Source organism: Pandoraea iniqua (assembly GCF_902459685.1).
Classification (GTDB): domain Bacteria; phylum Pseudomonadota; class Gammaproteobacteria; order Burkholderiales; family Burkholderiaceae; genus Pandoraea; species Pandoraea iniqua.
In genome coordinates, this window is the sequence record NZ_CABPSF010000001.1 from 1,227,004 (window position 1) to 1,251,065 (window position 24,062).

General features: G+C 63.0%; 24 protein-coding genes. 6 read left to right on the plus strand and 18 right to left on the minus strand.

Annotation, left to right across the window (positions count from 1 at the left end; translation table 11 throughout):
- Window positions 1-33 precede the first annotated feature (33 nt).
- The 5 genes from secF to queA all read right to left on the minus strand — a co-directional run bounded on the left by secF (window position 34) and on the right by queA (window position 5,996).
- Complete coding sequence (gene secF, locus PIN31009_RS05455; RefSeq protein ID WP_150789545.1) at window positions 34-1,011, minus strand: protein translocase subunit SecF; 978 nt, start codon at window positions 1,009-1,011, stop codon at window positions 34-36.
- Between the two features lie 24 nt (window positions 1,012-1,035).
- On the minus strand, window positions 1,036-2,928 hold the full coding sequence (gene secD / locus PIN31009_RS05460) for a protein translocase subunit SecD (protein WP_150789546.1): 1,893 nt from the start codon (window positions 2,926-2,928) through the stop codon (window positions 1,036-1,038).
- A 137-nt stretch (window positions 2,929-3,065) separates the two neighbouring features.
- Entirely contained in the window at window positions 3,066-3,332 is a 267-nt protein-coding gene (yajC, locus tag PIN31009_RS05465) for a preprotein translocase subunit YajC (RefSeq protein ID WP_233179920.1), read from the minus strand.
- Between the two features lie 228 nt (window positions 3,333-3,560).
- Window positions 3,561-4,691, minus strand: a complete 1,131-nt coding sequence (tgt, locus tag PIN31009_RS05470; RefSeq protein WP_058377492.1) for a tRNA guanosine(34) transglycosylase Tgt — start codon at window positions 4,689-4,691, stop codon at window positions 3,561-3,563.
- A gap of 222 nt (window positions 4,692-4,913) precedes the next feature.
- Entirely contained in the window at window positions 4,914-5,996 is a 1,083-nt protein-coding gene (gene queA / locus PIN31009_RS05475; RefSeq protein WP_150789547.1) for a tRNA preQ1(34) S-adenosylmethionine ribosyltransferase-isomerase QueA, read from the minus strand.
- A gap of 115 nt (window positions 5,997-6,111) precedes the next feature.
- Here queA and recG point away from each other — a divergent pair, with 115 nt between their 5' ends.
- From recG to PIN31009_RS05490, 3 genes are all read left to right on the plus strand, one after another.
- A complete protein-coding gene (gene recG / locus PIN31009_RS05480) occupies window positions 6,112-8,433 on the plus strand; it encodes an ATP-dependent DNA helicase RecG (RefSeq protein ID WP_425495466.1) in 2,322 nt (773 codons plus the stop codon).
- Window positions 8,434-8,623: 190 nt separating this feature from the next.
- The gene (locus PIN31009_RS05485; RefSeq protein WP_087689225.1) at window positions 8,624-9,568 is read left to right on the plus strand and encodes a LysR substrate-binding domain-containing protein; all 945 of its coding nucleotides are present in this window, start codon (window positions 8,624-8,626) and stop codon (window positions 9,566-9,568) included.
- Between the two features lie 346 nt (window positions 9,569-9,914).
- The gene (locus tag PIN31009_RS05490) at window positions 9,915-11,375 is read left to right on the plus strand and encodes a catalase (RefSeq protein WP_150789549.1); all 1,461 of its coding nucleotides are present in this window, start codon (window positions 9,915-9,917) and stop codon (window positions 11,373-11,375) included.
- Between the two features lie 3 nt (window positions 11,376-11,378).
- Here PIN31009_RS05490 and PIN31009_RS05495 read toward each other — a convergent pair whose 3' ends face one another.
- The gene (locus PIN31009_RS05495; RefSeq protein WP_150789550.1) at window positions 11,379-12,056 is read right to left on the minus strand and encodes a thiamine phosphate synthase; all 678 of its coding nucleotides are present in this window, start codon (window positions 12,054-12,056) and stop codon (window positions 11,379-11,381) included.
- Window positions 12,057-12,275: 219 nt separating this feature from the next.
- Here PIN31009_RS05495 and PIN31009_RS05500 point away from each other — a divergent pair, with 219 nt between their 5' ends.
- The 3 genes from PIN31009_RS05500 (at window position 12,276) to PIN31009_RS05510 (ending at window position 14,154) form a co-directional block, all read left to right on the plus strand.
- Window positions 12,276-12,764, plus strand: a complete 489-nt coding sequence (locus tag PIN31009_RS05500; RefSeq protein ID WP_150789551.1) for a Dps family protein — start codon at window positions 12,276-12,278, stop codon at window positions 12,762-12,764.
- Between the two features lie 71 nt (window positions 12,765-12,835).
- A complete protein-coding gene (locus PIN31009_RS05505) occupies window positions 12,836-13,627 on the plus strand; it encodes a YdcF family protein (protein WP_150789552.1) in 792 nt (263 codons plus the stop codon).
- Between the two features lie 119 nt (window positions 13,628-13,746).
- On the plus strand, window positions 13,747-14,154 hold the full coding sequence (locus tag PIN31009_RS05510; RefSeq protein ID WP_150683320.1) for a GlcG/HbpS family heme-binding protein: 408 nt from the start codon (window positions 13,747-13,749) through the stop codon (window positions 14,152-14,154).
- Window positions 14,155-14,549: 395 nt separating this feature from the next.
- On the opposite strand, the gene hemP is transcribed toward PIN31009_RS05510, so the two are convergent.
- The 12 genes from hemP to PIN31009_RS05570 all read right to left on the minus strand — a co-directional run bounded on the left by hemP (window position 14,550) and on the right by PIN31009_RS05570 (window position 23,976).
- The gene (gene hemP, locus PIN31009_RS05515; protein ID WP_058377501.1) at window positions 14,550-14,801 is read right to left on the minus strand and encodes a hemin uptake protein HemP; all 252 of its coding nucleotides are present in this window, start codon (window positions 14,799-14,801) and stop codon (window positions 14,550-14,552) included.
- Window positions 14,802-14,981: 180 nt separating this feature from the next.
- Complete coding sequence (locus PIN31009_RS05520; protein ID WP_150789553.1) at window positions 14,982-15,452, minus strand: SRPBCC family protein; 471 nt, start codon at window positions 15,450-15,452, stop codon at window positions 14,982-14,984.
- Window positions 15,453-15,561: 109 nt separating this feature from the next.
- Window positions 15,562-15,972, minus strand: a complete 411-nt coding sequence (locus PIN31009_RS05525; RefSeq protein ID WP_150683322.1) for an OsmC family protein — start codon at window positions 15,970-15,972, stop codon at window positions 15,562-15,564.
- Between the two features lie 177 nt (window positions 15,973-16,149).
- Complete coding sequence (locus PIN31009_RS05530; RefSeq protein ID WP_150789554.1) at window positions 16,150-17,058, minus strand: pirin family protein; 909 nt, start codon at window positions 17,056-17,058, stop codon at window positions 16,150-16,152.
- A 233-nt stretch (window positions 17,059-17,291) separates the two neighbouring features.
- Entirely contained in the window at window positions 17,292-17,714 is a 423-nt protein-coding gene (locus PIN31009_RS05535) for an ExbD/TolR family protein (protein ID WP_058377505.1), read from the minus strand.
- A gap of 27 nt (window positions 17,715-17,741) precedes the next feature.
- Entirely contained in the window at window positions 17,742-18,482 is a 741-nt protein-coding gene (locus PIN31009_RS05540) for a MotA/TolQ/ExbB proton channel family protein (protein ID WP_058377506.1), read from the minus strand.
- Window positions 18,483-18,521: 39 nt separating this feature from the next.
- Window positions 18,522-19,220: an energy transducer TonB gene (locus PIN31009_RS28080; protein WP_217426759.1), complete on the minus strand. Its 699-nt coding sequence runs from the start codon at window positions 19,218-19,220 to the stop codon at window positions 18,522-18,524.
- A 431-nt stretch (window positions 19,221-19,651) separates the two neighbouring features.
- Window positions 19,652-19,918, minus strand: coding sequence for a (2Fe-2S)-binding protein (locus tag PIN31009_RS05550; protein ID WP_150789555.1), 267 nt, complete (start codon window positions 19,916-19,918; stop codon window positions 19,652-19,654).
- Window positions 19,919-20,142: 224 nt separating this feature from the next.
- The gene (murI, locus tag PIN31009_RS05555; protein ID WP_150789556.1) at window positions 20,143-21,015 is read right to left on the minus strand and encodes a glutamate racemase; all 873 of its coding nucleotides are present in this window, start codon (window positions 21,013-21,015) and stop codon (window positions 20,143-20,145) included.
- Between the two features lie 124 nt (window positions 21,016-21,139).
- A complete protein-coding gene (bfr, locus tag PIN31009_RS05560) occupies window positions 21,140-21,619 on the minus strand; it encodes a bacterioferritin (protein WP_058377509.1) in 480 nt (159 codons plus the stop codon).
- 214 nt (window positions 21,620-21,833) lie between these two features.
- On the minus strand, window positions 21,834-23,357 hold the full coding sequence (locus PIN31009_RS05565) for a fumarate hydratase (protein ID WP_058377510.1): 1,524 nt from the start codon (window positions 23,355-23,357) through the stop codon (window positions 21,834-21,836).
- 37 nt (window positions 23,358-23,394) lie between these two features.
- Window positions 23,395-23,976 carry a TIGR00645 family protein gene (locus tag PIN31009_RS05570; RefSeq protein WP_058377511.1) on the minus strand — a complete coding sequence of 194 codons (582 nt, stop codon included), beginning with the start codon at window positions 23,974-23,976 and terminating at the stop codon, window positions 23,395-23,397.
- Window positions 23,977-24,062: the final 86 nt, after the last annotated feature.

The following is a 24,062-nucleotide window of genomic DNA, read 5'->3' on the forward strand; positions in this document are numbered from 1 at the left end:
TTCAGACAAGTGACAAATGACAACGCGAGCCGGTCAGACTCGTGCGCCAAAGTTCGGATCGTTGCGATCGGAACCTTCTTCTTCGTCCTTGTTGCTGTGCTTGATGAGGTCTTCGCGCTTCACGCCGAACCACATCGCAAGCGCTGCGGCCACGAACACAGACGAGTAGATACCGAACAGAATACCCACGGTCAGTGCCAGTGCGAAGTAGTGCAGCGTCTGGCCGCCGAAGAAGAACATCGACAGCACCATCATTTCCGTACTGGCGTGGGTGATGATCGTCCGCGACATGGTCGTCGTAATGGCGTGATCGATCACTTCCTGCACGGTGGCCTTGCGCATCTTGCGGAAGGTTTCGCGAATCCGGTCGAAGATAACGACCGATTCGTTCACCGAGTAGCCGAGCACCGCCAGCACCCCCGCGAGCACCGCCAGCGAGAACTCCCACTGGAAGTACGCGAAGAAGCCCAGAATGATCACCACGTCGTGCAAGTTGGCGATCACGCCGGCCACGGCGAATTTCCATTCGAAGCGGAACGACAGGTAAATGATGATGCCCACAACCACGAACGTCAGCGCCAGCAACCCGTCGGTGAAGAGCTCGTGGCCGATCTGCGGGCCGACGAATTCCACCCGGCGCAGCTGCACGTCAGGCGCATCAGCCTTGAGTGCGCCCATGACGGCGTCGCTCTGCTGGGCGCTGGTGACTTGCTTGCCGTCCGTGCCGGTCTGAATCGGCAGACGGATCATCACGTCGCGCGAGGTGCCGAAGCTCTGCACCTGCACGTCGCGATAGCCCAGCTTGCCGACTTCGCCGCGAATCTTCTCGAGATCGGCCGCTTGCGTGTAGGCCACTTCCATGACCGTCCCGCCCGTGAACTCGATCGACAGATGCAGACCGCGTGTGAGCAGGAAGAACACGGCCGCGACAAATGTCAGCGCCGAAATAACGTTGAAGATCAGGGCATGCCGCATGAACGGCACGTCTTTCTTGATACGGAAAAATTCCATGACTGTTTCCTCTCGCGCCTGCGGTTATTGCTCGCCTGCGTCGGGTGCGTTCTTCGCACCGTCCGGGCGCCAGACTTGACCGATTGCCAGCGATTTAAGCTTGCGACGGCCGCCGTACCACAGGTTGACCAGGCCGCGCGAGAAGAACACGGCAGAGAACATCGAGGTCAGGATACCCAGGCAGTGCACCACGGCAAACGCGCGCACCGGGCCCGAACCGAAGGCCAGCAGCGCCAGACCGGCGATCAGCGTGGTCACGTTCGAGTCCAGAATCGTGGCCCAGGCGTGTTCGAAGCCCAGCGAAATCGCCTTTTGCGCCGAAGCGCCGGCCCGCAGTTCTTCACGAATCCGCTCGTTGATCAGCACGTTCGCGTCGATGGCCATACCGAGCGTGAGCGCGATAGCGGCAATACCCGGCAGCGTGAGCGTAGCCTGCAACAGCGAGAGCATGGCGACGAGCAGCAGCAGGTTGAACAGCAGGGCGATCACCGAGAACACGCCGAACAGCATGTAGTACATCATCATGAACAGGGCGATGGCGATCAGGCCGTACAGCACCGAATCCACACCCTTTTGCACGTTATCGGCACCGAGGCTCGGGCCGATCGTACGTTCTTCGATGATTTCCATCGGCGCGGCCAGCGAACCGGCGCGCAGCAGCAGCGCCAGATCGTTGGCACCCTGTGCCGAGCCCATCCCAGTGATCTGGAAGCTCTGACCCAGTTCGCTGCGGATGTTCGCCACCGTCAGCACTTCGCCCTTGCCCTTTTCGAACAGCACGATGGCCATCGGCTTGCCGATGTTGTCGCGCGACACGTCGCGCAGCACACGGCCACCGGCGGCGTCGAGCTTGATGTTCACCGACGGTTGCTGGTGATCGTCGAAGCCGGCGGCGGCGCTGGTGATGCGATCGCCGCTGAAGATCACCGAACGCTTGAGCAGCACCGGCGCGCCATTGCCATGCAGGAACAGTTCGTCCTGCGGCGGCACCGGCGTGTCGGCAGTCACGAGACGCGGCGCGTCCGGGTCGGCCAGACGGGCTTCGAGCGTTGCCGTACGGCCGATGATGTCCTTCGCCTTGGCGGTGTCCTGCACGCCCGGCAATTGCACGACGATACGGTCAGGGCCTTCCTGCTGGATCACCGGCTCGGCCACGCCGAGTTCGTTCACGCGGTTATGCAGCGTGACGATGTTCTGCTTGACGGCGTTGTCCTGCACCGCGCGGCGGGCCGCTTCGGTGAACGCACCGACAACCTTGAACGTGCCGTTAGGACCGGCCTGCGTGGTGTAGGTGAGATCGGGCAGGCCGTCGGCGAGCACGCCGCGGGCGCGATCGGCTTCATCCTGACTCGTGAAAGCGACTTCGATGCCGCTGTCCGTGCGCGTCACGCCGTTGTGACGGACGTTCTTGTCGCGCAGCAGGGCACGGGCGTCGGCGGCCGAGGCGTCGAGACGCTTCGTGATGGCGCCGGCCATGTCCACTTGCAACAGAAAGTGCACACCGCCGCGCAAGTCGAGACCGAGGTACATCGGCAGCGCGTGCATCTTGGTCAGCCACGAGGGCGAAGCCGAGAGCAGGTTCAGCGCGACGACATAGGTCGGGTCGGTGGGGTCGGCGTTCAGCGACGTCTGGAGAAGGTCTTTGGCGCGCAGCTGCGTGTCGGTATCCGAGAAGCGGATACGCACGCTCGGGTTGCTACCCGTGTTGTCGAACACTGCCCCTTGATAGGTAATGTTCTGCGCCTTGAGCGCGTCTTCAGCGCGCGAGAGCGTCGAGGGGTCGACCTTGACGGTCGCCTTGACGCTGGAAATCTGTACCGCGGGTGTTTCACCGAACAGGTTCGGCAGCGTGTAGAGCACCCCGATGGCGAGAGCCACCAGAATGACGATGTATTTCCAGAGAGGATAGCGATTCATAGCGGCGGGCTAGGGTGATGCCTCGTGGCAAACCGTGCTTCAGACCGGACGCATGGCGGTACCCGCGCCCCGAAGGGCAGGTACCGCCATGCGTTGCGGCCGCCGGATATGGCGGCCGCGTGCGGTTGCGCGAAGGATCAGAGCGCCTTGATGGTGCCCTTCGGCAGCAGGGTCGTGATAGCGCCCTTTTGCACGTTGATCTCGACGTTCTCGGCGATCTCAACGGTCACGAAGGTCTCACCGACCTTCGAGATACGACCGGCGAGGCCGCCCGAGGTCACGACTTCGTCGCCCTTGGCGAGCGCGGCCAGCATGTTGCGCGTTTCTTTCTGACGCTTCATCTGCGGACGGATCATGATGAAGTACAGCACCACGAACATCAGTACGAGCGGCAGGAAGCTCATCAGGTTGCTGGTCGGGCTGGCGGCGCCAGCCGTCTGGGCGAAGGCTTCTGAAATCAGCACGTTCGGTTCTCCTTATGTGTAAGACGTGTAAAAGCCGCGTGTGGCCGGTTATCCGGTCACGCGCGGCATGTGTTTCGGTGCGAGGATGCAGGATCCAAGCCCGGCATTTTACCACCGCCCGACCCCATTCCCCCGGGGATTCGGTGCCTGAGCCTCAGGCGCCGGCCGTCACTGCACGCCGCGCGCGCGATCGGCCCGGAATTGGGCGACGAAAGCGTCGAAACGGTGGGCCTCGATGGCATCCCGGATTTCCTGCATCAGCGTCAGATAGTAATGCAGGTTGTGGATGGTGTTGAGCCGCGCGCCCAGAATCTCCCCGGCTCGCTGCAAGTGGTGCAGATAGGCGCGCGAGAAGTTTCGACAGGCGTAACAGCCGCAAGTTTCGTCCAGCGGGCGCGTGTCCGTCTTGTGCGACGCGTTGCGAATTTTCAGATCGCCAAAACGCGTGAACAGCCAGCCATTACGCGCATTGCGGGTCGGCATGACGCAATCGAACATATCCACGCCTGCGGCCACGCCCGCCACCAGATCTTCCGGTGTGCCCACGCCCATCAGGTAATGCGGCTTGTCCGCCGGCAGGCGCGGTGCGACGTGGTTGAGCACGCGCATCATGTCTTCCTTCGGCTCGCCAACCGACAATCCGCCGATTGCGTAGCCGTGGAACGGCAATTCCGACAGCCCGGCGAGCGACTCGTCGCGCAGGTTCTCGTACATCCCGCCTTGCACGATGCCGAACAGGGCGTTCGGGTTTTCCAGTTTGTTGAATTCGTCGATCGAGCGCTTGGCCCAGCGCATCGACATGCGCATCGACTGACCGGCTTCGGTTTCAGTGGCCGGACGGCCGTCGATCTCGTACGGCGTGCACTCGTCGAACTGCATGACGATGTCCGAATTCAGCACGCGCTGAATCTGCATCGAGATTTCAGGCGAGAGGAACAGCCGGTCGCCGTTGACCGGCGAGGCGAATTTCACGCCTTCTTCGCTGATTTTGCGCAGTTCACCGAGGCTGAAGACCTGGAAACCGCCCGAATCGGTCAGGATCGGCTTGTCCCAGCCCATGAACTTGTGCAGTCCGCCGTGCGCGGCAATCGTCTCCAGACCCGGGCGCAGCCACAGGTGGAAGGTATTGCCGAGGATGATCTGGGCGTTGTTTTCGACCAGCTCGACGGGCGACATCGCCTTGACCGAGCCGTAAGTGCCCACGGGCATGAAGATGGGCGTTTCGACCACGCCGTGATTGAGCGTGACGCGCCCCCGACGGGCTTGTCCGTCGGTGGTGATGAGTTCGAACTTGAGCATGTGTCATGCGCCCCGGCACCACCGGCAAAACAAGCCGGCGCCCGCACGGGACGGGATAAAGCGGCACGCGCCCCATGCGCGGCCAAGCCGCTATTGTACCGGCTCGGGCCTTGCCGGTTCCATAAGCGTCACGCGCGCGTCGATGGGCTAGCGCACGCCGCGCCCGAACGCCAGCCGCTTGCGGTGGCGTCCCGGGCTCGTGCGCCTTACCGACTTACCGCCTTACGCCGCCGCCTTGGGGGCCTCGTGCATTTCCACGCGCGACAGGATCATCGCGTCGCCATAACTGAAGAAACGGTAGCGTTGCTCGATGGCGTGGCGGTAGGCCGCGCGGATCGTCTCCATACCCGAAAACGCCGAAACGAGCATGAGCAGCGTCGACTTGGGCAGGTGGAAATTGGTGATCATCCGGTCGACCAGTTGGAAGCGGTAACCCGGCGTGATGAAGATGTCGGTCTCGGTGCTGCCCGCGCGCAGCGTACCCGGCTCGCCGCCAGCGGCCAGCGTGGCTTGTGCCGCAGACTCCAGCGCGCGCATCGACGTCGTGCCGACCGCGATGACACGCCCGCCGCGTGCCCGGGTGGCGGCAATTGCGTCGACCAGCTCGGGCGTGATTTCGTACCACTCCGAGTGCATCTTGTGCTCGCCGAGATTCTCCACGCGCACTGGCTGGAAGGTGCCCGCGCCCACGTGCAGCGTGAGCGTGGCGCGTTGTACGCCCAGCGCGTCGAGGCGTTCGAACAGGGCATCGTCGAAGTGCAGGCCGGCGGTCGGTGCGGCCACAGCGCCGGGGTTACGGGCGTAGACGGTCTGGTAACGCGTCTCGTCACCCGCATCGGCTTCGTGAGCGATATACGGCGGCAACGGCAGTCGGCCGTAAGTTTCCAACAACGGGTAACAGTCACTCGGGAAGTGCAGCGTGTAGAACTGGTCGACACGCTCGCCGACGGTGACTTCGAAGGCGTCGGCCAGACGCAGGACGGTGCCGGGGCCCGGGCTCTTGCTGGCGCGGATCTGGGCGAGCACCGTGGTGCTGTCGATCACGCGCTCGACGAGCACTTCGATCTTGCCGCCGCTCGCTTTCTGGCCGAACAGGCGGGCCTTGATGACGCGGGTATCGTTGAACACCAGCAGGTCGCCCGGGGCTAGCAGGCCCGGCAGGTCGGCAAAGCGGCGGTCGTAGAGATGCGGCGGCGTGACGCTGCCGTCGACCTCCAGCAGGCGGCTGGCGGAGCGCTCGGCGAGCGCGGTCTGCGCGATCAGTTCGGGCGGCAGGTCGAAATCGAAATCGGAAAGGGTATACATCAGCGTTTACAATGCGTAGCAACCGACATTTTACTTGGTTCGTCCGATGGCTTGCCGATAAGGCGTGCACCCGAGGACGAACGCCCGACGCCGCGACTGCATGACCGAACGCCGAATGCCCGCCCCCGCGCCTGCCGCCGACCTTGTGGATCTTGCCGATGCTGCCGATGGCACTGCCGCCGGCGCCGCGTCCGCACGGGGTGACGCGGCGCAAACCGGGGGCAAAGCCGTCACGAAGCGCGGTGCGAAATCGAAGGCCGGCGTATCCGCCAACGACGATGCTGCGGCTGGCGCATCGGCCAAGAACAGCACCAAAAGCGCCGCCAAAAAAGCGTCCGCAAAATCTTCCGAAAAGCCCGCTGCCGCCGGCAGCAGCGCCGCCCGCAAGGGCAGTGCGGACAAGCTCGCCAAACTCGGCCTCAAGCGCGATATCGATCTGATCCTGCATCTGCCGATGCGGTACGAGGACGAGACGCGCCTGAGCAAGATCGATGACGTCCTGCCGAGTGAACTCGCGCAGGTCGAAGGCACGGTCACGTCGAGTGACGTTGCCTACCGTCCGCGACGCCAGTGGCTGGTACGCATAGAAGACGAAGGGCACGAATTAGTGCTGCGTTTTCTGAATTTCTACGGCAGCCAGCAAAAGCAGCTATCCGTCGGCACCCGCGTACGAGTGCGCGGTGAAGTACGCGGCGGCTTCTTCGGTCTGGAGATGGTGCACCCGTCGTATCGCGTGGTGTCCGACGCCGCGCAGCCGCTGCCCGAAGCGCTCACGCCGGTCTATCCGAGCGCCGCCGGTCTGTCGCAGGCGTATCTGCGCAAAGCGATTCATAACGCCATGGAGCGCACGCCGCTCCCCGAACTGCTGCCGCCCGGGCTCCTGCAAGCCTCGATCGGGCCGGACCATCCGTTGCCGTCGCTCGCCGACGCTGTGCGCTTGCTTCATGCGCCGCCGCCCAAGGTCTCCGAGACGTCACTCATGGAGCGCTCGCACCCGGCGTGGCTGCGTATCAAGTGTGAAGAACTTCTGGCGCAGCAGCTCTCGCTCAAGCGGGCACAGGCGGCACGCCGCCGACTGGCCGCGCCTTCGCTTGGCAAGCATGTCCCCGGCGGTCTGCTCGAACGCTTCGAGGCGGCGCTGCCGTTCCGGCTGACTGGCGCGCAGCAGCGCGTGTGGGCGGAAATTCGCGCGGACCTGACCGAACCTCACCCGATGCAGCGCTTGCTGCAAGGCGACGTGGGCAGTGGTAAGACGATCATTGCCGCGCTCGCAGCAGCGCAAGCCATCGACGCCGGATATCAGGCCGCCATCATGGCGCCGACCGAAATTCTCGCCGAGCAGCATCTGCGCAAGCTCTCCGGGTGGCTGACGCCACTGGGGGTACAGGTCGCGTGGCTTGCCGGCAGCATGAAGGCGAAAGAGAAGCGTGAAGCGTTGGCGCGTGTCGCCAGCGGTGAGGCGCAACTCGTCATCGGCACGCACGCGATCATTCAGGACACGGTGACTTTTGCGCGCCTCGGCATGGCCGTCGTCGACGAGCAGCACCGTTTCGGTGTCGCGCAGCGTCTGGCGTTGCGCAGCAAGATGCAGACGGCGGGCATGGGCGCGAACGCCATGCCGCACCAACTGATGATGAGTGCGACACCGATTCCGCGCACGCTCGCGATGACGTACTACGCCGATCTCGACGTCTCCGTCATCGACGAACTGCCACCGGGCCGCAGTCCCGTGGTGACCAAACTGATCAGCGACACACGCCGTGCCGAGGTGGTCGACCGCGTGCGCGCGGCGGCGCTGGCCGGACGTCAGGTCTACTGGGTGTGTCCGCTCATCGAGGAAAGTGAGGCGCTGCAATTGCAGACCGCCGTCGACACCCATGCGCAACTGATGGTCGCGCTGCCCGAGTTACGGGTGGGCCTCGTCCACGGACGACTCTCGCCGGCCGAGAAGGCTGCCGTGATGGAGGATTTCACGCGCGGCAACACGCATCTGCTGGTGGCCACGACCGTGATCGAAGTGGGCGTGGACGTGCCGAATGCGTCACTGATGGTGATCGAACATGCCGAGCGTTTCGGCCTCGCACAGTTGCACCAGTTGCGTGGACGCGTCGGGCGGGGTTCCGCCGAGTCGGTGTGTTTGCTGATGTATGCGTCGCCGTTGTCGATGGGCGCGAAGGCGCGCCTGCAAACGATGCGCGAGACGACCGACGGCTTCGTCATTGCGCGTCGCGACCTCGAAATTCGCGGTCCCGGGGAGTTTCTCGGGGCGCGGCAATCGGGCGCCGCGATGTTGCGCTTCGTCGATCTGAACGAAGACGGCTGGATGATTCCCGGCGCGCAGGAAGCCGCCGAGCAACTGCTGGCTTCCCATCCGGGCGCCGTGGCGGCGCATCTGGAGCGCTGGCTCGGTGCGCGAGAGGACTATCTGAAAGCCTGACCGGAGACGTGCGCTTCAGCGAGAAGCCAGTCTTATCGAAACGGGCTGCAATTGGCTGAATCCGGGGTCCGCTCAATGCGGCGACGACGATCGGACGTCGCCTGAAAACGGGCAATGACCGCTCGATTGTGCTATAAAAAACAAAATCTATCGATTGCGGTAATCCGATTAATTTACAGGTTAGGACGACATGACCCTCACGGAACTCAAGTACATCGTGGCGGTGGCGCGAGAACGCCATTTTGGTCGCGCAGCGGAAGCCTGTTTCGTCAGCCAGCCGACGCTGTCGGTGGCGATCAAGAAGCTCGAAGACGAGCTGAATGTGCAGATTTTCGAGCGTGGTGCCGCTGAGGTGAGCGTCACGCCGCTGGGTGAGCAGATCGTTGCGCAGGCGCAGCGCGTGCTCGAACAGACCATTGCCATCAAAGAAATTGCCAAGCAAGGGCGCGACCCGCTCGCCGGCCCGCTGCGTCTGGGCGTGATCTACACGATCGGGCCGTATCTTCTGCCCGCGCTGGTCAAGCAGATGATCGAGACCACGCCGCAGATGCCGCTCATGCTGCAAGAGAACTACACGCTCAAGCTGATCGAATTGCTCAAGCAGGGCGAAATCGACGCGGCGATCATGGCGCTGCCGTTCCCCGAGAGCGGACTAATGGTGCGCCCGCTGTACGACGAGCCGTTCGTGGTGGCGCTGCCGCGCGCCCATCCGTGGGCCAACCGTGATCAGATCGATGCGGGTGACCTGAAGCAGGAAACGATGCTGTTGCTGGGCAGCGGCCATTGCTTCCGCGATCACGTGCTTGGCGTCTGCCCGGAGCTCATGCGTTTCTCGCAGAACGCCGATGGCATTCAGAAGACCTTCGAAGGCTCGTCGCTCGAGACGATTCGCCATATGGTCGCGAGCGGTGTTGGCATCACGGTGTTGCCGAAGACGTCGGTGCCTGAAGTGCAGGCGTCCGACAGCCTGCTGAGCTACGTGCCGTTCTCGGCCCCGGTGCCCGACCGCCGCGTCGTGCTCGCATGGCGCAAGAGCTTCACGCGCCTGCCTGCGATCGAGGCGGTGGCGCAGGCCATCGCGCGATGCAATCTACCCGGTGTGATCACGCTCGATCTGCCGGCTACGGCCAACTAAGGCCAGCCAGACTCGCCAGACCCGGCGGCCCGCCACCGGGCCGTCTCCCCCCCCAAGAACGTCATGCGCCGCTGCTTCCCGCCGCGGCGCATTGCTTTTGGCTATGTGATAGATAAAAACGATTAATTCGACTGTTTTAATTAGAATTATTAACCTAGCGACACGCGTTTGCGAACCTTTGCGACCCACTGGAGGCGACCACGATGACCGCACTGAAAACCTATCTGCACGACATCGAAGCCACGCTGGAACACGTGCTTGCCGAGTTTGCGCAGATGGCGGCGTAAGCCAATTCCCCCACAGCCTGCCCAGCGGGCTGACCGATCAAGAAACAGGAGAGCGTCGCATGTCAGATTCCACGAATCCCAAGAAACTCACGACCGCCGCCGGTGCACCGGTGCCTGATAACCAGAACACGATCACGGCCGGCCCGCGTGGCCCGGCGCTGCTGCAAGACGTGTGGTTTCTCGAAAAGCTCGCCCACTTCGACCGCGAAGTGATTCCCGAGCGTCGTGTGCATGCCAAGGGCTCCGGCGCCTACGGCAAGCTCACCATCACGCACGACATCACGCGTTTCAGCCGTGCCCGCGTGTTCGAAGCCATTGGCAAAGAAACCCCGGTTTTCCTGCGCTTCTCCACGGTGGCCGGTGAACGTGGCGCGGCCGATGCCGAACGCGACGTGCGTGGCTTCGCGTTGAAGTTCTATACCGATGAAGGCAACTGGGATCTCGTGGGCAACAATACGCCGGTGTTCTTCGTGCGCGATCCGCTCAAGTTCCCCGACTTCATCCATACGCAGAAGCGAGACCCGAAGACCAACCTGCGTAACCCGACCGCCGCATGGGACTTCTGGTCACGTCACCCGGAATCGCTGCATCAGGTCACCATTCTCATGAGCGACCGTGGCTTGCCCGCGAACTACCGCCAGCAGCACGGCTTCGGCTCGCACACGTTCAGCTTCATCAATGCGGCGAACGAACGGTTCTGGGTGAAGTTCCACTTCAAGTCGATGCAGGGTGTCGAGAACCTGACCAACGCCCAAGCCGCAGAAGTTGTGGCCGGTGACCGTGAGAGCGCCCAACGCGATCTGTTCGATGCCATCGAAGCGGGCAACTTCCCGCGCTGGCGCATGCAGGTGCAGGTAATGCCCGAGGCCGACGCGGCAACGTACGCCATCAACCCGTTCGATCTGACGAAGGTGTGGCCGCATGGCGATTACCCGTTGATCGACGTGGGCGTGCTCGAACTCAATCGCAACCCGGAGAACTACTTCGCGGAAGTGGAGCAGGCGGCGTTCAATCCGGCGAATGTGGTGCCGGGCATCAGCTTCTCGCCCGATCGCATGTTGCAGGGGCGCCTGTTCTCGTACGGCGACACGCAGCGCTATCGCCTCGGGGTGAACCACAGCGCGATTCCGGTGAACGCACCGAAATGCCCGTTCCACAACAGCTTCCATCGCGATGGTGCGATGCGTGTGGACGGCAATCTGGGCGGCACGACGAACTATCAGCCGAACCGCTACGGCGCGTTTGCCGATCAACCCGAGTTTCGCGATCCGCCGGAAGCGGTCGGGGCCGTTGCCGATCGTTACGACCATCGCGTCGACGACGATTACTACTCGCAGCCGCGCGCGTTGTTCCGGTTGTTCGACGATGCGCAGAAAGCGCGCTTGTTCGGCAATGTCGCTGCTTCGATGCAGGGCGTGCCCGATGACGTGGCGGACCGCCAGCTCGAGCATTTCGGCAAGATCGATCCGGCCTATGCGCAGGGTGTGAAGGCGGCGCGCGAGGCGCTGGCGAAGCCGTAACGCTTAGCTGGCCGGCCAGAACGCCCGGATGGCAGCGATGCCGTAGGCGCCCGCGTTACGCGCGGCCGTCAGGCTGTCGGCACGCATGCCACCGAGCGCGAAGACCGGCAACGTTGTCTGTGCGGCGAGCGCCGAGAACGCTGGCCAACCGAGGGGCGTGGCGTCGGGATGCGTGGCAGTGGCAAGCACTGGTGAGAGCGTCACGAAGTCGACGCCAAGACGACCGGCGTGTACGAGTTGCTCAGTGTCGTGACAGGCGGCGCTCACGAGTTTCCAGCCAGTTGGCCGCTCACGGCAGGCCAACAGCCGCGCACTCGTGAGATGCCAGCCGTCGGCATGCGGCACCGTGTCGGCGTGCAGGCCATTGGCGGCGTCGAGCCAGAGATCGGCAACGTCGGCGCGGGGATTGAGCAGCAACTGCGCGCCGGCGGCATGCGTCAGCGCGAGCGCCGACTCGGCGAGGGCGCGATAGCCGTCGGCATCGAGTGAACGGTTACGGAGTTGCACAAGCCGGGTGCCGCGCGCGAGCGCCTGTGCGAGCCGTGACGCAAACGACGCGATCTCTGCGCGCGACGTGACTTCCGGCGTCACCAGAAGTTGACGGGGCAGGGCGGCATCAGCGCTGTTGCCCGGCGCGTTGGCGGCGCTGGACGTACTTGAAGAACCGGACAGGCTGGACATCGACAGGAATCGGGCTAGGTCTGCTGGCATGGGCGCAGTGTAACCGGAACATTCATTGCGTTGCCGCATCAGACAAATAGTGTGCCTCGCATCGTCACGCGATTCAGATGACAAAACAGGTGACACGACAGGCGGCAAGCCGTGACACCGCACGCCTGTCGATGTCGCCAGAGCGTGCCCGCGAGGGCCAATAAAGTGAACCTAACGAACGGAGTGATCATGGCTAAGAAAAACAACGTCGCCAGCGTGAATATCGGGATCAGCGAAAAGGACCGTAAGCGCATCGTCGAAGGGCTGAACCACCTGCTCGCCGACACGTACACGTTGTATCTGAAGACGCACAACTTCCATTGGAATGTGACCGGTCCGATGTTCAACACGCTGCATCTGATGTTCGAAGGCCAGTACAACGAACTGGCGCTGGCGGTCGATCAGATTGCCGAGCGGATTCGCGCACTGGGCTATCCGGCCCCGGGCACGTACAAGGAATTCGCAAAGCTGTCGTCGATTCCCGAGGCCGAGGGTGTGCCGAGCGCAGAAGAGATGATTCGCCAGTTGGTCGAAGGGCAGGAAGCCGTGACCCGCACGGCACGCGGCATCTTCCCGACCGTGGACGCCGCATCGGACGAGCCGACCGCCGACTTGCTCACCCAACGCATGCAGTCGCATGAAAAGAACGCTTGGATGCTACGCAGCTTGTTGGCATAAGCCCCCCTATCGTACGAGAAATGTCATAGAGAAAGGGTGCACTCGGATAGGCAGTCCAGTACACTGGCCGGATGCCTACCGATTGGCTTATCCGCAATCTCTTCGTCAGTCTGTTCCTTCCGCCCGCCAATGTTCTGGTGCTGGCGTTGCTGGCGTTCGCCTGCTGGCGGCGCTGGCCGCGGCTGGGCAAGACACTGGCCGTCGTGGCCGTGCTGGCGTTTTGGCTTCAGGCCATGCCGTGGGTCGCAAGCCGCGTGTCGCACGGGCTCAATGTCGGGGTGCCGATCGATGTGAAGGCACTCGACGCCGCGCGCCAGTCGCCGGAGGCTGCCGCCAAGCTGCCGCAGGCGGTGGTCATTCTCGGCGGCGGCACCAGTCTTGGCGGGCCGGAATTCGGCCGGCCCGATGGCGCCGATGTGAGTGAGATGACCCTTGGCCGCGTGCGCTACGGCGCGTTTCTCGCGCGCCGGGCCCAACTTCCCGTTCTCGTGTCCGGCGGTGCGCCGTCGGGCTATCCCATTGCGGAGGGCCGCCTGATGGCGCAAGTGCTCTCCGACGAATTCGGCGTCCCGGTCCGCTGGACCGAGGCCCAATCGCTGAACACGGCGCAAAACGCCACGTTCAGTGCGCGCATGCTGGCCAATGCCGGCGTCACGCGCGTCTATCTGGTGACGAGCGCCTGGCATATGCGCCGCGCCCGCGACCAGTTTGTCCGCGCCGGACTCACGGTGGTACCCGCACCGTGCTGCAACGAGCGCGCGCTGGATCCCGATGCGATTCCCGGCTGGTGGCCGACACTCGACGGCATGCGCGCCACGCGCGTCGCGCTGCGCGAGTGGATGGCAATTGCCGTGGGGCATTGAGCCGCCCTCGGTGTGCCTGATGTCACGAAGCGGCGGCATAGTTCGTGTGAACGGCCGCACGTGCCGCGACCGGAGCGCCGGCTTTCTGTTTTGCTCACCCACCCGAATGAGAGAGACATATGAAGACCAAAGCAGTCCTGACCGCTGAAGACGTACAAAAGATCAACGCTGCCGCCGTGGCCGAAGCCACCGCGAACGGCTGGAACGTGTGCATCACGATTGTCGATGACGGCGGCCACGCGCTGTCGCTGCATCGCATGGACGGCGCTGCCCCCAGCACCGCGATGATGTCGTTGGGCAAGGCGCAGACCTCGGCCGTGGGCCGTCGCGACAGCGGCGTGTTCGAAGAGATGATCAATGGCGGCCGCTACGCCTTCCTGAGCGCGCCGAACACGGCCATGCTCGAAGGCGGCGTTGCCATCGTCGTCGACGGCAATGTGATCGGTGCGGTGGGCGTGTCGGGCGTCAAGTCGGCGCAGGACGCGCAGATCGCCCGTGCGGGTATTGCCGCAGTGGTTGGCGCGTAATTCAGCGTCTGCGTCGCGGGGCAGCAGTCTCGCGACGCGTTGCACACCGTCGCACATCCGGCAGCCCAAAAAGAAAAACCCGCTCTCGCGAACGGGTTAAAGGCTTGTCAGGCCGGATGGCCGCAACCTGAGGCTTGGCAGGTTGGGCCACGAGGAGAACATCAATGAAACCCTTGTGGCTGGACAAAAAAAGTGGCTTGGCTGGCGCGCAACGCAGGTAGAGAGGGGCTTGCCGTAACTACATGGGATCGCGTTGCGTTCGCTGGCTACTGCCAAACACCTCTTAGGCGAGGTGGTCCCCACAAAACTCGGTGAAGGCGGCGGCAAGGTCGTGGTCAAGCCACCGCCAAAATTCTTTACTTCGCCTTCTTACTGCTTTTTGCAACTTACCTCGGTTACTTCGTCAGAATCAGCTTGCCGTAGCGCGTAGCGCGCAGTTGGTAAGTCTGGCCGTTGTGCAGGATGTTCACGCATTGCGTGCCTTGCAGCAGATGGTCGCTCGTCAGGACGCGGCCGGGTGTCGTGCTTGCCGGCTTGGCTGCCACCGGGCTAGCCACTTGCGTACGCGACACCGACAAGGTGCGGCGCGGCGCCGTAGCGGGCGTGGTCTGGCGTGCTGTGGTGTGGCTTGCGCTCATCTCGCTCATCCGTATGTCTGACTGTGAGAAGAATATTAAATGAGAATCATTCCCATTTGTATTTGAATTTGTCTATTGTGTTGTTAATGGCGATAGATTTATTGAATTCGTGGAGTGTCGTGCCGGGCGCGATGACGAGGCGTCCGGCACGACGTCACTGCTGACGTCAACCGAAGGGCGGTGCGCCGCTCAGTCGAGGGCGCCTTGCTCGGCGAGCGCGCGAATATGCGCGATGGTGTCGATGTCGGCCTCGCGATAGGCCGATTTCACAAACTCGCTGTAGCGGGTATCGGCCGTGGCGGCGTCTTCCGGCAGCGTGGTGCTGTAGATGAAGCGCACGAAGTAGTGCGTGGGCGACGGCTCTTCGATGGCCATCGTGAGCGTGCCGCCCGCGTGCTGCTCGGTGGCGGCGGTCTCGTAGCGCACCGATTGCAGCGCCGTGAAGATCACGCGATCGCGCACCACGGCTTGGCCGAAGCGCAGTTCGCGCTCCAGCGTGTCGTCGGTGCGTTCATGCAGGATGCACTCGTCCAGACCCAGCACGAAGTTTGCCGGCTGCTCGGCGCGCAGCACGAGCCCGTTCCAGAGTTGTTCGCGCGAGAGCGAAAAGGCCAGCGGGTTAAGGAGGTCGTTGACCTCGATCAGGTGTTCGTACTGCAAGAAATTTCCCCTTGAATCGATAACCGCCAGCACGCCACATTGGCGGGCCGGCGGAGCAGGTGCGGGCGGTGAAGCGTATCCACAGCAATGACGGCTTTCCGTCGTCGCGTTACTCGATGAGTGAACTGTCGATGGCGATCGTACCCGACAACACCTTGTGAATTGGGCACGCGTTGGCGATTTCCAAGAGGCGCTGCCGCTGTTCTTCCGACAGATCGCCGCCGAGCTCGATCTTGCGCGTGATCTGCGTCGTGCCTGCCGCGGGTTTGCCGTCCGGATTCATGGCCAGCGTGACCTTCACGTCCTTGAGCGGCCATTCTTTGCGGCGGGCATACATTTGCAACGTAATCGACGTGCAGGCGCCCAGACTCGAGAGCAGTAGCGCGGAGGGCATCGGGCCCAGATCGCCGCCACCCAGCGAGGCGGGTTCGTCGCCGACCCATTCGTGCTTGCCATCCGACAGGCGCGTAGTAAAACCGGCCGCACCCAGATGGGCGGTGACAATCGCTTCTGCGCTCATAACAACTCCTGTTAGATGCTCCAATGGGTCACAACGCACTTTGCGTGTCATTGTGACCCAAATTGGTCCCTCAAGTGCGACGGCGGGTATCTCGGCGCACCTCGCACCTTGATACCCGCCGTTCATCTCATTGCCGCTACGTCGCTACGTCGGATGGGCTTCGCTCAGGTCGCGGAATCAGGCAGCAGAACCCGTGGCCGGAATGCGCCCCATGCGTCCCGCCTGAAAATCGAGAATCGCCTGACGAATCTCGCCTTCCGTATTCATCACGAACGGGCCGTAGCGTGCGACCGGTTCGCCCAGCGGCTTGCCACCGATCAGCAGGAACGAGAGTGGCTTGTCGCTGACGTTGCGTACGGTCACGCCTTCGCCTTTGCCGTCATCGTTGCTGCCGAACACGACCATCTGATGCTTCTTGGCCGCCGACGCTTCCGTCCCGAACTCGCCTTCCCCGTTGACCACATACGCAAACACGTTGAAGTCGGCCGGCACTGCCTGTTCGAGCAGCGCCTGCGGTTGCAGCGTGAAGTGCTGATACAGAATCGGCGTGCGGGTCTCGATCGCGGCCTTCGTGCCGAGGGCTTCGCCGGCAATCACGCGCACCGACACCTTGCCGTCGGCGCTGGTGGCGCTCGGAATACCGGCGGCGGGCAGTTCCTGATAGCGCGGCGTCATCATCTTGTCCACGCGCGGCAAGTTCACCCACAACTGAAAACCGTGCATCTCACCGCCACGTTCCTGAAACGCCTTCGACGGCATCTCGGAGTGAATGACCCCGGCACCGGCCGTCATCCACTGCACATCACCGGGCGTGAGTTTGCCTGCGTGACCTTGCGAGTCGCGATGTTCCATTTCGCCGGCGAGCAGATAGGTCACCGTCTCGAACCCGCGGTGCGGATGGTCGGGGGCGCCCTTGGCATCGCCCGGTGCGACCTGCATCGGGCCCATCTCGTCGAGCAGCAAAAACGGATCGAAGTCCATCAGCATGCGCGTGGGGAACGGACGGTTGACGTAAAAGCCGGCACCTTCCTGCGTTTGCGCAGCCGTGAAGACGCGGGCAACCGGGCGGGTGTAGGTCGTGCTCATGAGGGGACTCTCCTGTGGAGGGCTGACACGCCGTGGCGCGATCAGTCCGTTGTCATGTGCAGACTATATCGGGGCGGGTGGGGCGGGGAGTAGCCCTCAAGCGGGGAAGGATTGTTACCCGATTGGAACAATCGGGGCGGAAGTCGTGACGCAAGACGAAAAAAAGCGCGGTGATGAACACCGCGCTTTTCGACTTCTGTACGACTTCTGCTGCTTGTGAACTGCCCGGACGCTTACTTGGCCGGTTCGGTCACGAAGCCCAGTTTGGTGACGCCAGCCGATTGCGCATCGGCGAGCACCTTGGCGACGCTCTCGTAACGCACGTTCTTATCGGCGAACAGGTGCAGCTCGGGTTGCGGCTGCGCGTCGGCGGCTTGTTGCAGGCGGGCGTGCAGCGTGGCCTCGTCGACCGGCTGCTTGTCCCAGAAGACCGTGCCGTCGGCTTGAATCGACAGATCGATCTTGGCCGGCTTGGTGTCTTCCGGCTGGCTGCTTGCCTGCGGCAGGTCGAGCTTGACGGCGTGGTTGAGCACCGGCAGCGTCACGATGAAGATGATCAGCAGCACCAGCATGACGTCGACCAGCGGCGTCATGTTGATTTCGCTCATCATGCCGTCGTCCATGCTTTCGTCGCTGCTATAAGACCCCATGGCCATGGCGAACTCCTTCTCTCTTGCGGCGGCTTAGCTGGCGCTGGCCGGGGTGGACTTGCGCACCGGCGTGACGTTGTTCGCGAACTGCGGCGAATGCAGGCTGGCACCGGTCAGGAAGTAGGCGTGCAGGCTGTGGGCAAAGCGGTTCAGCTTCGAGACCACGCCCTTGTTGCCGCGCGTCAGGGCGTTGTAGCCGAGCACTGCCGGGATGGCGACGAACAGACCGAAGGCCGTCATGATCAGGGCCTCACCCACCGGGCCGGCCACCTTGTCGATGGTCGTCTGACCCGACGCGCCGATCGCCAGCAGGGCGTGATAGATACCCCACACCGTGCCGAACAGGCCGACGAACGGCGAGGTCGAACCGATCGAGGCCAGCATGGCCAGACCGCTTTGCAGGCGCGAGACGGTGTCGTCCACCGAGTTCTTCAGCGCGCGCGTGATCCAGTCGCTCACGTCCATCTTGTCGTGCAGATGCGGCTGGCTCTGGCGGTGATGTTCAGCGGCGTCCTGACCGGCGAGTGCCAGTGCGAGGAACGGGTTGTTGCTGCCCGACGATTCGCCCAGCTTTTGCAGACCGGCGGTGAAGTTTTCCGAGTGCCAGAAGTCCGGCTCGGCCGTGCGCGTGAGGCGGCTCAGGCGGAAGATCTGCGTGCCCTTGATGAGGATGACCGTCCAGGACAGCACCGACATCACCAACAACACGATCGCGATGGCACGGGTGACGAAATCGCCCTGCGCCCAGACGTGGCTCAAACCATACTCTTGCATTTTGCGTTCCTCGGGAGATCCAGTTCGTGAATCGTTACGTTAATCGTTGAGATTGAAATTAAACGGTTTGGTCGCGGCGGCTTCTACCGCGCGGCCGCCTTGCATCGGGGGCGCACAGCGCATCGCCAGTGCGGCGGTGCGGGCCGCCTGATCGAGACGGGGGAAGCCGCTCGACTTGACGATATTGGCCGTCGACACCACGCCACGCGTATCGATCACCAGACGCAGCGTGACGGTACCTTCCTCGCCAACGCGTCGTGATTGCGTAGGATAGACCACGCGCGGCTCATCGCACTTGACGGCCAGACCTTCGATCGGGCCCGACGGTGCGGGGGCCGGCGTCGGCGCGGGCGGTGCGGGTGGTGTCGGGGCAGCGGTCTGCGTCGGCTCGGCCGGGGCCGGCGGCGCAACAGGCTCGGCCTTTTGCGTGATCGCGTTTTGCGGCTGTACGCGAGGCTTGGGCGGCGGCGGCGCGACCTTCGGCTTGGGCGGTTCGGGTTGCGGCTTGGGCGGCGCCGGTTGCGGCGGCGTGGGCGCAGGGGTGAGCGGAATGATCGTCGCGGTAAACGTCGTCGGCTCGATCGTTGCCTTCTCGGGTTCGTTGTGCATCAACGAAAGCCCGATCAGGGCGGCAATATGGACGACTACGATCGCTGTGGCGACCGCGATAGCTCGCGGCGACATCAACGGATCGCGGCTCGGCATGAGCGCGAGGGTCGTAGGGGGCACGGTCGACATGGTAACGGCTAGGGTACGCTAATTGCGGCGGTGAACGGTGAGAGAAGCGCGGTGTGCGGAACTCGGGGGTTCGGAAAGGCCGGACGTGCGATCAAAGGAAAACCGCGCCAAGGGGCGCGGTCGGCGAAAACTGCGAATGTCGCGAAAGCAGTGAACCGAGAGATTGCCGGGCACTCACCTTCGAAACAGGAAGAACGATAAGCATAACGTTGAGACAAAGCCAATCAGGAGTTCCATTAGACACCTCCGTGGGTGACGCGAATCGCTGGCTGGCGCATGGCCGCCTGATGCGGTTGACCGCATGCGAGACGCCTGGCTGGCTCCCTTGCCGTCGCGACGTAGTTGCCCTGTCGCAATGGCGAAATCCTACCGGATGACACGTTACAGGCGCTACCCGGCTCTCATCAATCAGAGGGGGCGCGAACGCTGAATTACGCTGCCAACGCGAGTTCTTGCATGACGACGACTTCCGTCGTGGTCGTCGTGGTGACGTTGCAGGCGGACTGGCAGCAGCCACCGCACGAGCGGCCGCAGCACGGCGACGCACCGGCCACCATTTCTTGAACGAACGGACCGCACTTGCCGCAGCACAGGGCCACGCCGAGGTCGATCTGGAGATCTTCCATCGAAGTGGCGCCAGCGTCGAGACAGGCCTTGATCTGGCGCTCGGAGACGGATTTGCAGACGCAAACGATCATGATGAAAACGTCAAAATGTAACACTAATGAGAATAATTATTATTTAACCGATCAGATTTTGCAAGCCTAAATACCCTATCCCATAGCACGCTCATGGATATACGGGTGTTTGAATCGGGCTAAACAGTTGGGAATTATGGGAAGGTTTGCCGGGCGACGCGTGCGGCAGAAGCCCGTGGGACGGGCGGCAGCGGCCGATGACCGGCATTCGCCGCCGCTAAATCTCAGTTGGCGAGTGCCGAGCCTGTTTTGACTGGTGCATCGATCCGGGGCCACGCCGTCCCGTCGATTTGTCCGATTTCGACGATCTGGGCGACTGGCGGGTTGACGAGCAAGCGGTCCGCCATCGTCTGAAGCGCCTGAACATTGGCCGTCGTGAACAATTGCATGCTCCCGCTGACGCCGGGGTCGCGCGGTGCGCAGAGACCGTCGGTTTCCAGACGGCGTTGCAACTGCCGCGCGATGGCCGCGCCGGTGTCGATCAGCGTGAGCGCCGTGCCGAAGCGCTGGCGGATGGCCGGAATCAGGAACGGGTAGTGGGTGCAGCCCAACACCAGCGTGTCGGCGCCTTGCGCCACCATCGGCGCGACGTAGCGTTCCAGCAACGCCATGACGGCGGGCGAGTCGACATCGCCCGCTTCGATGCATTCGACCAGACCGTGCCCCGGCTGACAGAGGAAGCGTTGCCCCTGCGCCGTGTGACGCGCTAGCAAGTCGGCGAAACGGGCGCTGCGCAAGGTGGCGGCAGTCGCCAGCACCCCAATCACACCAGTGCGCGACACAGCGGCAGCCGGCTTGATACCCGGCTCGACACCCACGACCGGCCACGGTGCGTCGGCCCGTAGCGCGGTGACGCCATGCGCGGTAGCCGTGTTGCACGCGACCACAAACGCTTTGGCGCCGCGCTCACGCAGCCAGCGGCCGACGGCGAGACTGCGTTCGGCGATGAAGGCGTCGGGACGTTCGCCGTAGGGGGCGAAGGCGGAGTCGGCCACGTAGAGCAGCGACTCGTGGGGGAGCAGGGCGCGCACGGCCTGAAGGACCGAGAGACCGCCGAGACCGGAATCGAAGACGCCAATCGGCGCGTTGGAGGGCATGGTAAACAGAAAAGGGCCGGCAAATGGCCGGCCCCGGAATTCTAGCGCAAAGCCCGTTGGGCGGTATTCACCGACGCTGTGTCGGTACTTGCCAACGGGTGTCGTGCGTAATTCTCTAACTTGCTCAGTCTTCGAACGAAGCCATACCCGACTGTTGGTAGTTTTGCAGGCCGACCTTGGCGATCAGTTCGATCTGCGTTTCCAGCCAGTCGATGTGCTCTTCCGTGTCGTGCAGGATTTCGTTGAAGATTTCGCGCGAGACGAAGTCCTTTACGGTTTCGCAGTGCGCCACGCCTTCCTTGCAGGTCTTCTGCGAGAGGTATTCCAGCTTCAGATCGCAAGCCAGAATCTCTTCCGTGTTCTCGCCGATGAGCAGCTTGTGCAGGTCTTGCAGGTTCGGCAGGCCGTCGAGCATGAAAATGCGCTCGATGAGCTTGTCGGCATGCTTCATCTCACCGATCGACTCGTCGTACTCGTGCTTGCCGAGCTTGTCGAGACCCCAGTGCTTGTACATGCGGGCGTGCAGAAAGTACTGGTTGATCGCAGTCAGTTCGTTGGTGAGCTGAGCGTTGAGGAGTTCGAGGACTTTCTTGTCGCCTTTCATTTCGGATCCCTATATGCAGTTGTGCAATTTGCAAGCGGTTGAACGATAGCCTGAAAAGCTCGGAAAGCCAAGCCCTGCAAGGCTTTTCGTGAACCGAGACACGAATGGTAACGCGATCCATTCGCGTTGCATTCGGCCTGTTTTCAACAAGAAAAAGGCCCGGGCAGTGCCGGGCCTTTGACTACAACGCCATTACGACAGCATTACGACAACATTAGGCCGCTGCGACCGGAATTTTGCCGATCTTGGCTTGCCATTCCTTCGGACCGGTCTGGTGCACCGACACGCCGGTGGAATCCACCGCGACAGTGACGGGCATGTCCTTCACGTCGAATTCGTAGATGGCTTCCATGCCGAGGTCTTCGAAGGCCAGCACGCGAGCGGCGCGAATCGCCTTCGACACCAGATAAGCGGCACCGCCCACGGCCATCAGGTACGCAGCCTTGTGCTTCTTGATCGCTTCGATGGCGGCCGGGCCACGTTCCGACTTGCCGATCATGACCGCGAGGCCCGTCTTCGACAGCATCATGTCGGTGAACTTGTCCATGCGCGTGGACGTGGTCGGACCGGCCGGGCCGACGACTTCGTCACGCACCGGATCCACCGGGCCCACGTAGTAAATCGCGCGGCCATTGAAGTCGACCGGCAGCGGCTCACCCTTGGCGATCATGTCGGCGATGCGCTTGTGGGCGGCGTCGCGGCCGGTGAGCATCTTGCCCGACAGCAGCAGCGTCTGACCCGGCTTCCAGCTGGCGACTTCTTCCGGCGTGAGCGTGTCGAGGTCGACGCGCTTGCTCGTCTCGGTGTTCGGTTCCCAGTGCACGTTCGGCCAGGCGTCGAGCGACGGGGCGGCGAGGAACGAGGGGCCCGAGCCGTCGAGCGTGAAGTGCGCGTGACGCGTGGCGGCGCAGTTCGGGATCATGGCGACCGGCTTCGACGCGGCGTGCGTCGGGTAGTCGAGAATCTTCACGTCGAGCACCGTGGCGAGGCCGCCGAGGCCTTGCGCGCCGATACCGAGGGCGTTGACCTTCTCGAACAGCTCGATACGCAGCTCTTCGTTCCAGTTCTGTGGGCCGCGCTTGATCAGGTCATGGATGTCGATCGGGTCCATGAGCGATTCCTTCGCGAGGACCATGGCCTTCTCAGCCGTGCCGCCGATACCGATGCCGAGCATGCCCGGCGGGCACCAGCCGGCGCCCATCGTCGGCACGGTCTTCACCACCCAGTCGACGATCGAGTCGGACGGGTTGAGCATCACGAACTTCGACTTGTTCTCCGAGCCGCCGCCCTTGGCTGCGACCGTGATGTCGACCTTGTCGCCTTCCACGATTTCGTAGTGGATGACGGCGGGCGTGTTGTCCTTCGTGTTCTTGCGGCCGCCTTCGGGCGGGGCAACGATCGAGGCGCGCAGCACGTTCTCGGGGTGCATGTAAGCCTGACGCACGCCTTCATTGATCATGTCCGTGAGGCTGCGCTTGGCATCCCACTGCACGTTCATGCCGACCTTCACGAAGACGGTCACGATACCGGTGTCCTGACACAGCGGGCGGCGGCCTTCGGCACACATGCGGCTGTTGGTCAGAATTTGCGCGATGGCATCCTTGGCGGCGGGGCTTTCTTCGGCCTCGTAGGCACGGCCCAGCGCTTGGATGTAATCGTCCGGATGGAAGTAGCTGATGTACTGAAGGGCACCGGCGACGCTCTGAATGACGTCGTCTTCTTTAATGACGGTAGACATGAAACGGCTCTCGACTTAGTGGGGACTTGGTGAGGATTTAATGGGTGTTGTTATTCGGTACAGCCGGTACAGCTTGGGGGGTAGCGTACGCCGGGGCGTGGCTGTCGTTGGTCATCTTGTTGACCACGGCCATCACGACGGCGGAAAGCAGGAACGAGATGTGGATGATGACTTGCCACATGATCGTGTGCGGCGTTTGCTGGGACGCATCGATAAACGTCTTGAGCAGGTGGATCGACGAGATGCTGATGAGCGCCATCGAGAGTTTCACCTTGAGCACGCCGGCGTTCACGTGATCGAGCCATTCGGGCTCGTCGGGGTGGCCTTCCACACCGAGGCGGGAGACGAAGGTCTCATAGCCGCCGATGATCACCATGATGAGCAGGTTCGAGATCATCACCACGTCGATCAGGCCGAGTACGACCAGCATGATCTGCGTTTCGTCGAAGCTGGCGGCGTGGGTGACGAGGTGCCAGAGTTCGGCGAGAAACTTGTAGACGTAGACGCCTTGCGCTGCGATCAGGCCGAGATAGAGCGGCAGTTGCAGCCAGCGGCTGAAGAAAATGATGCGGGGCAGCGGGCGCATCGGCGCGTCGGAGGAGCGGCCGGGAGTCGACATGGCAATCTTGACGAAGTGGGGGACATTCGCCTGCGCCCGAAGCCGCAGGCCATTATTATCAAATCAACATCAAATCAAAGCATCCG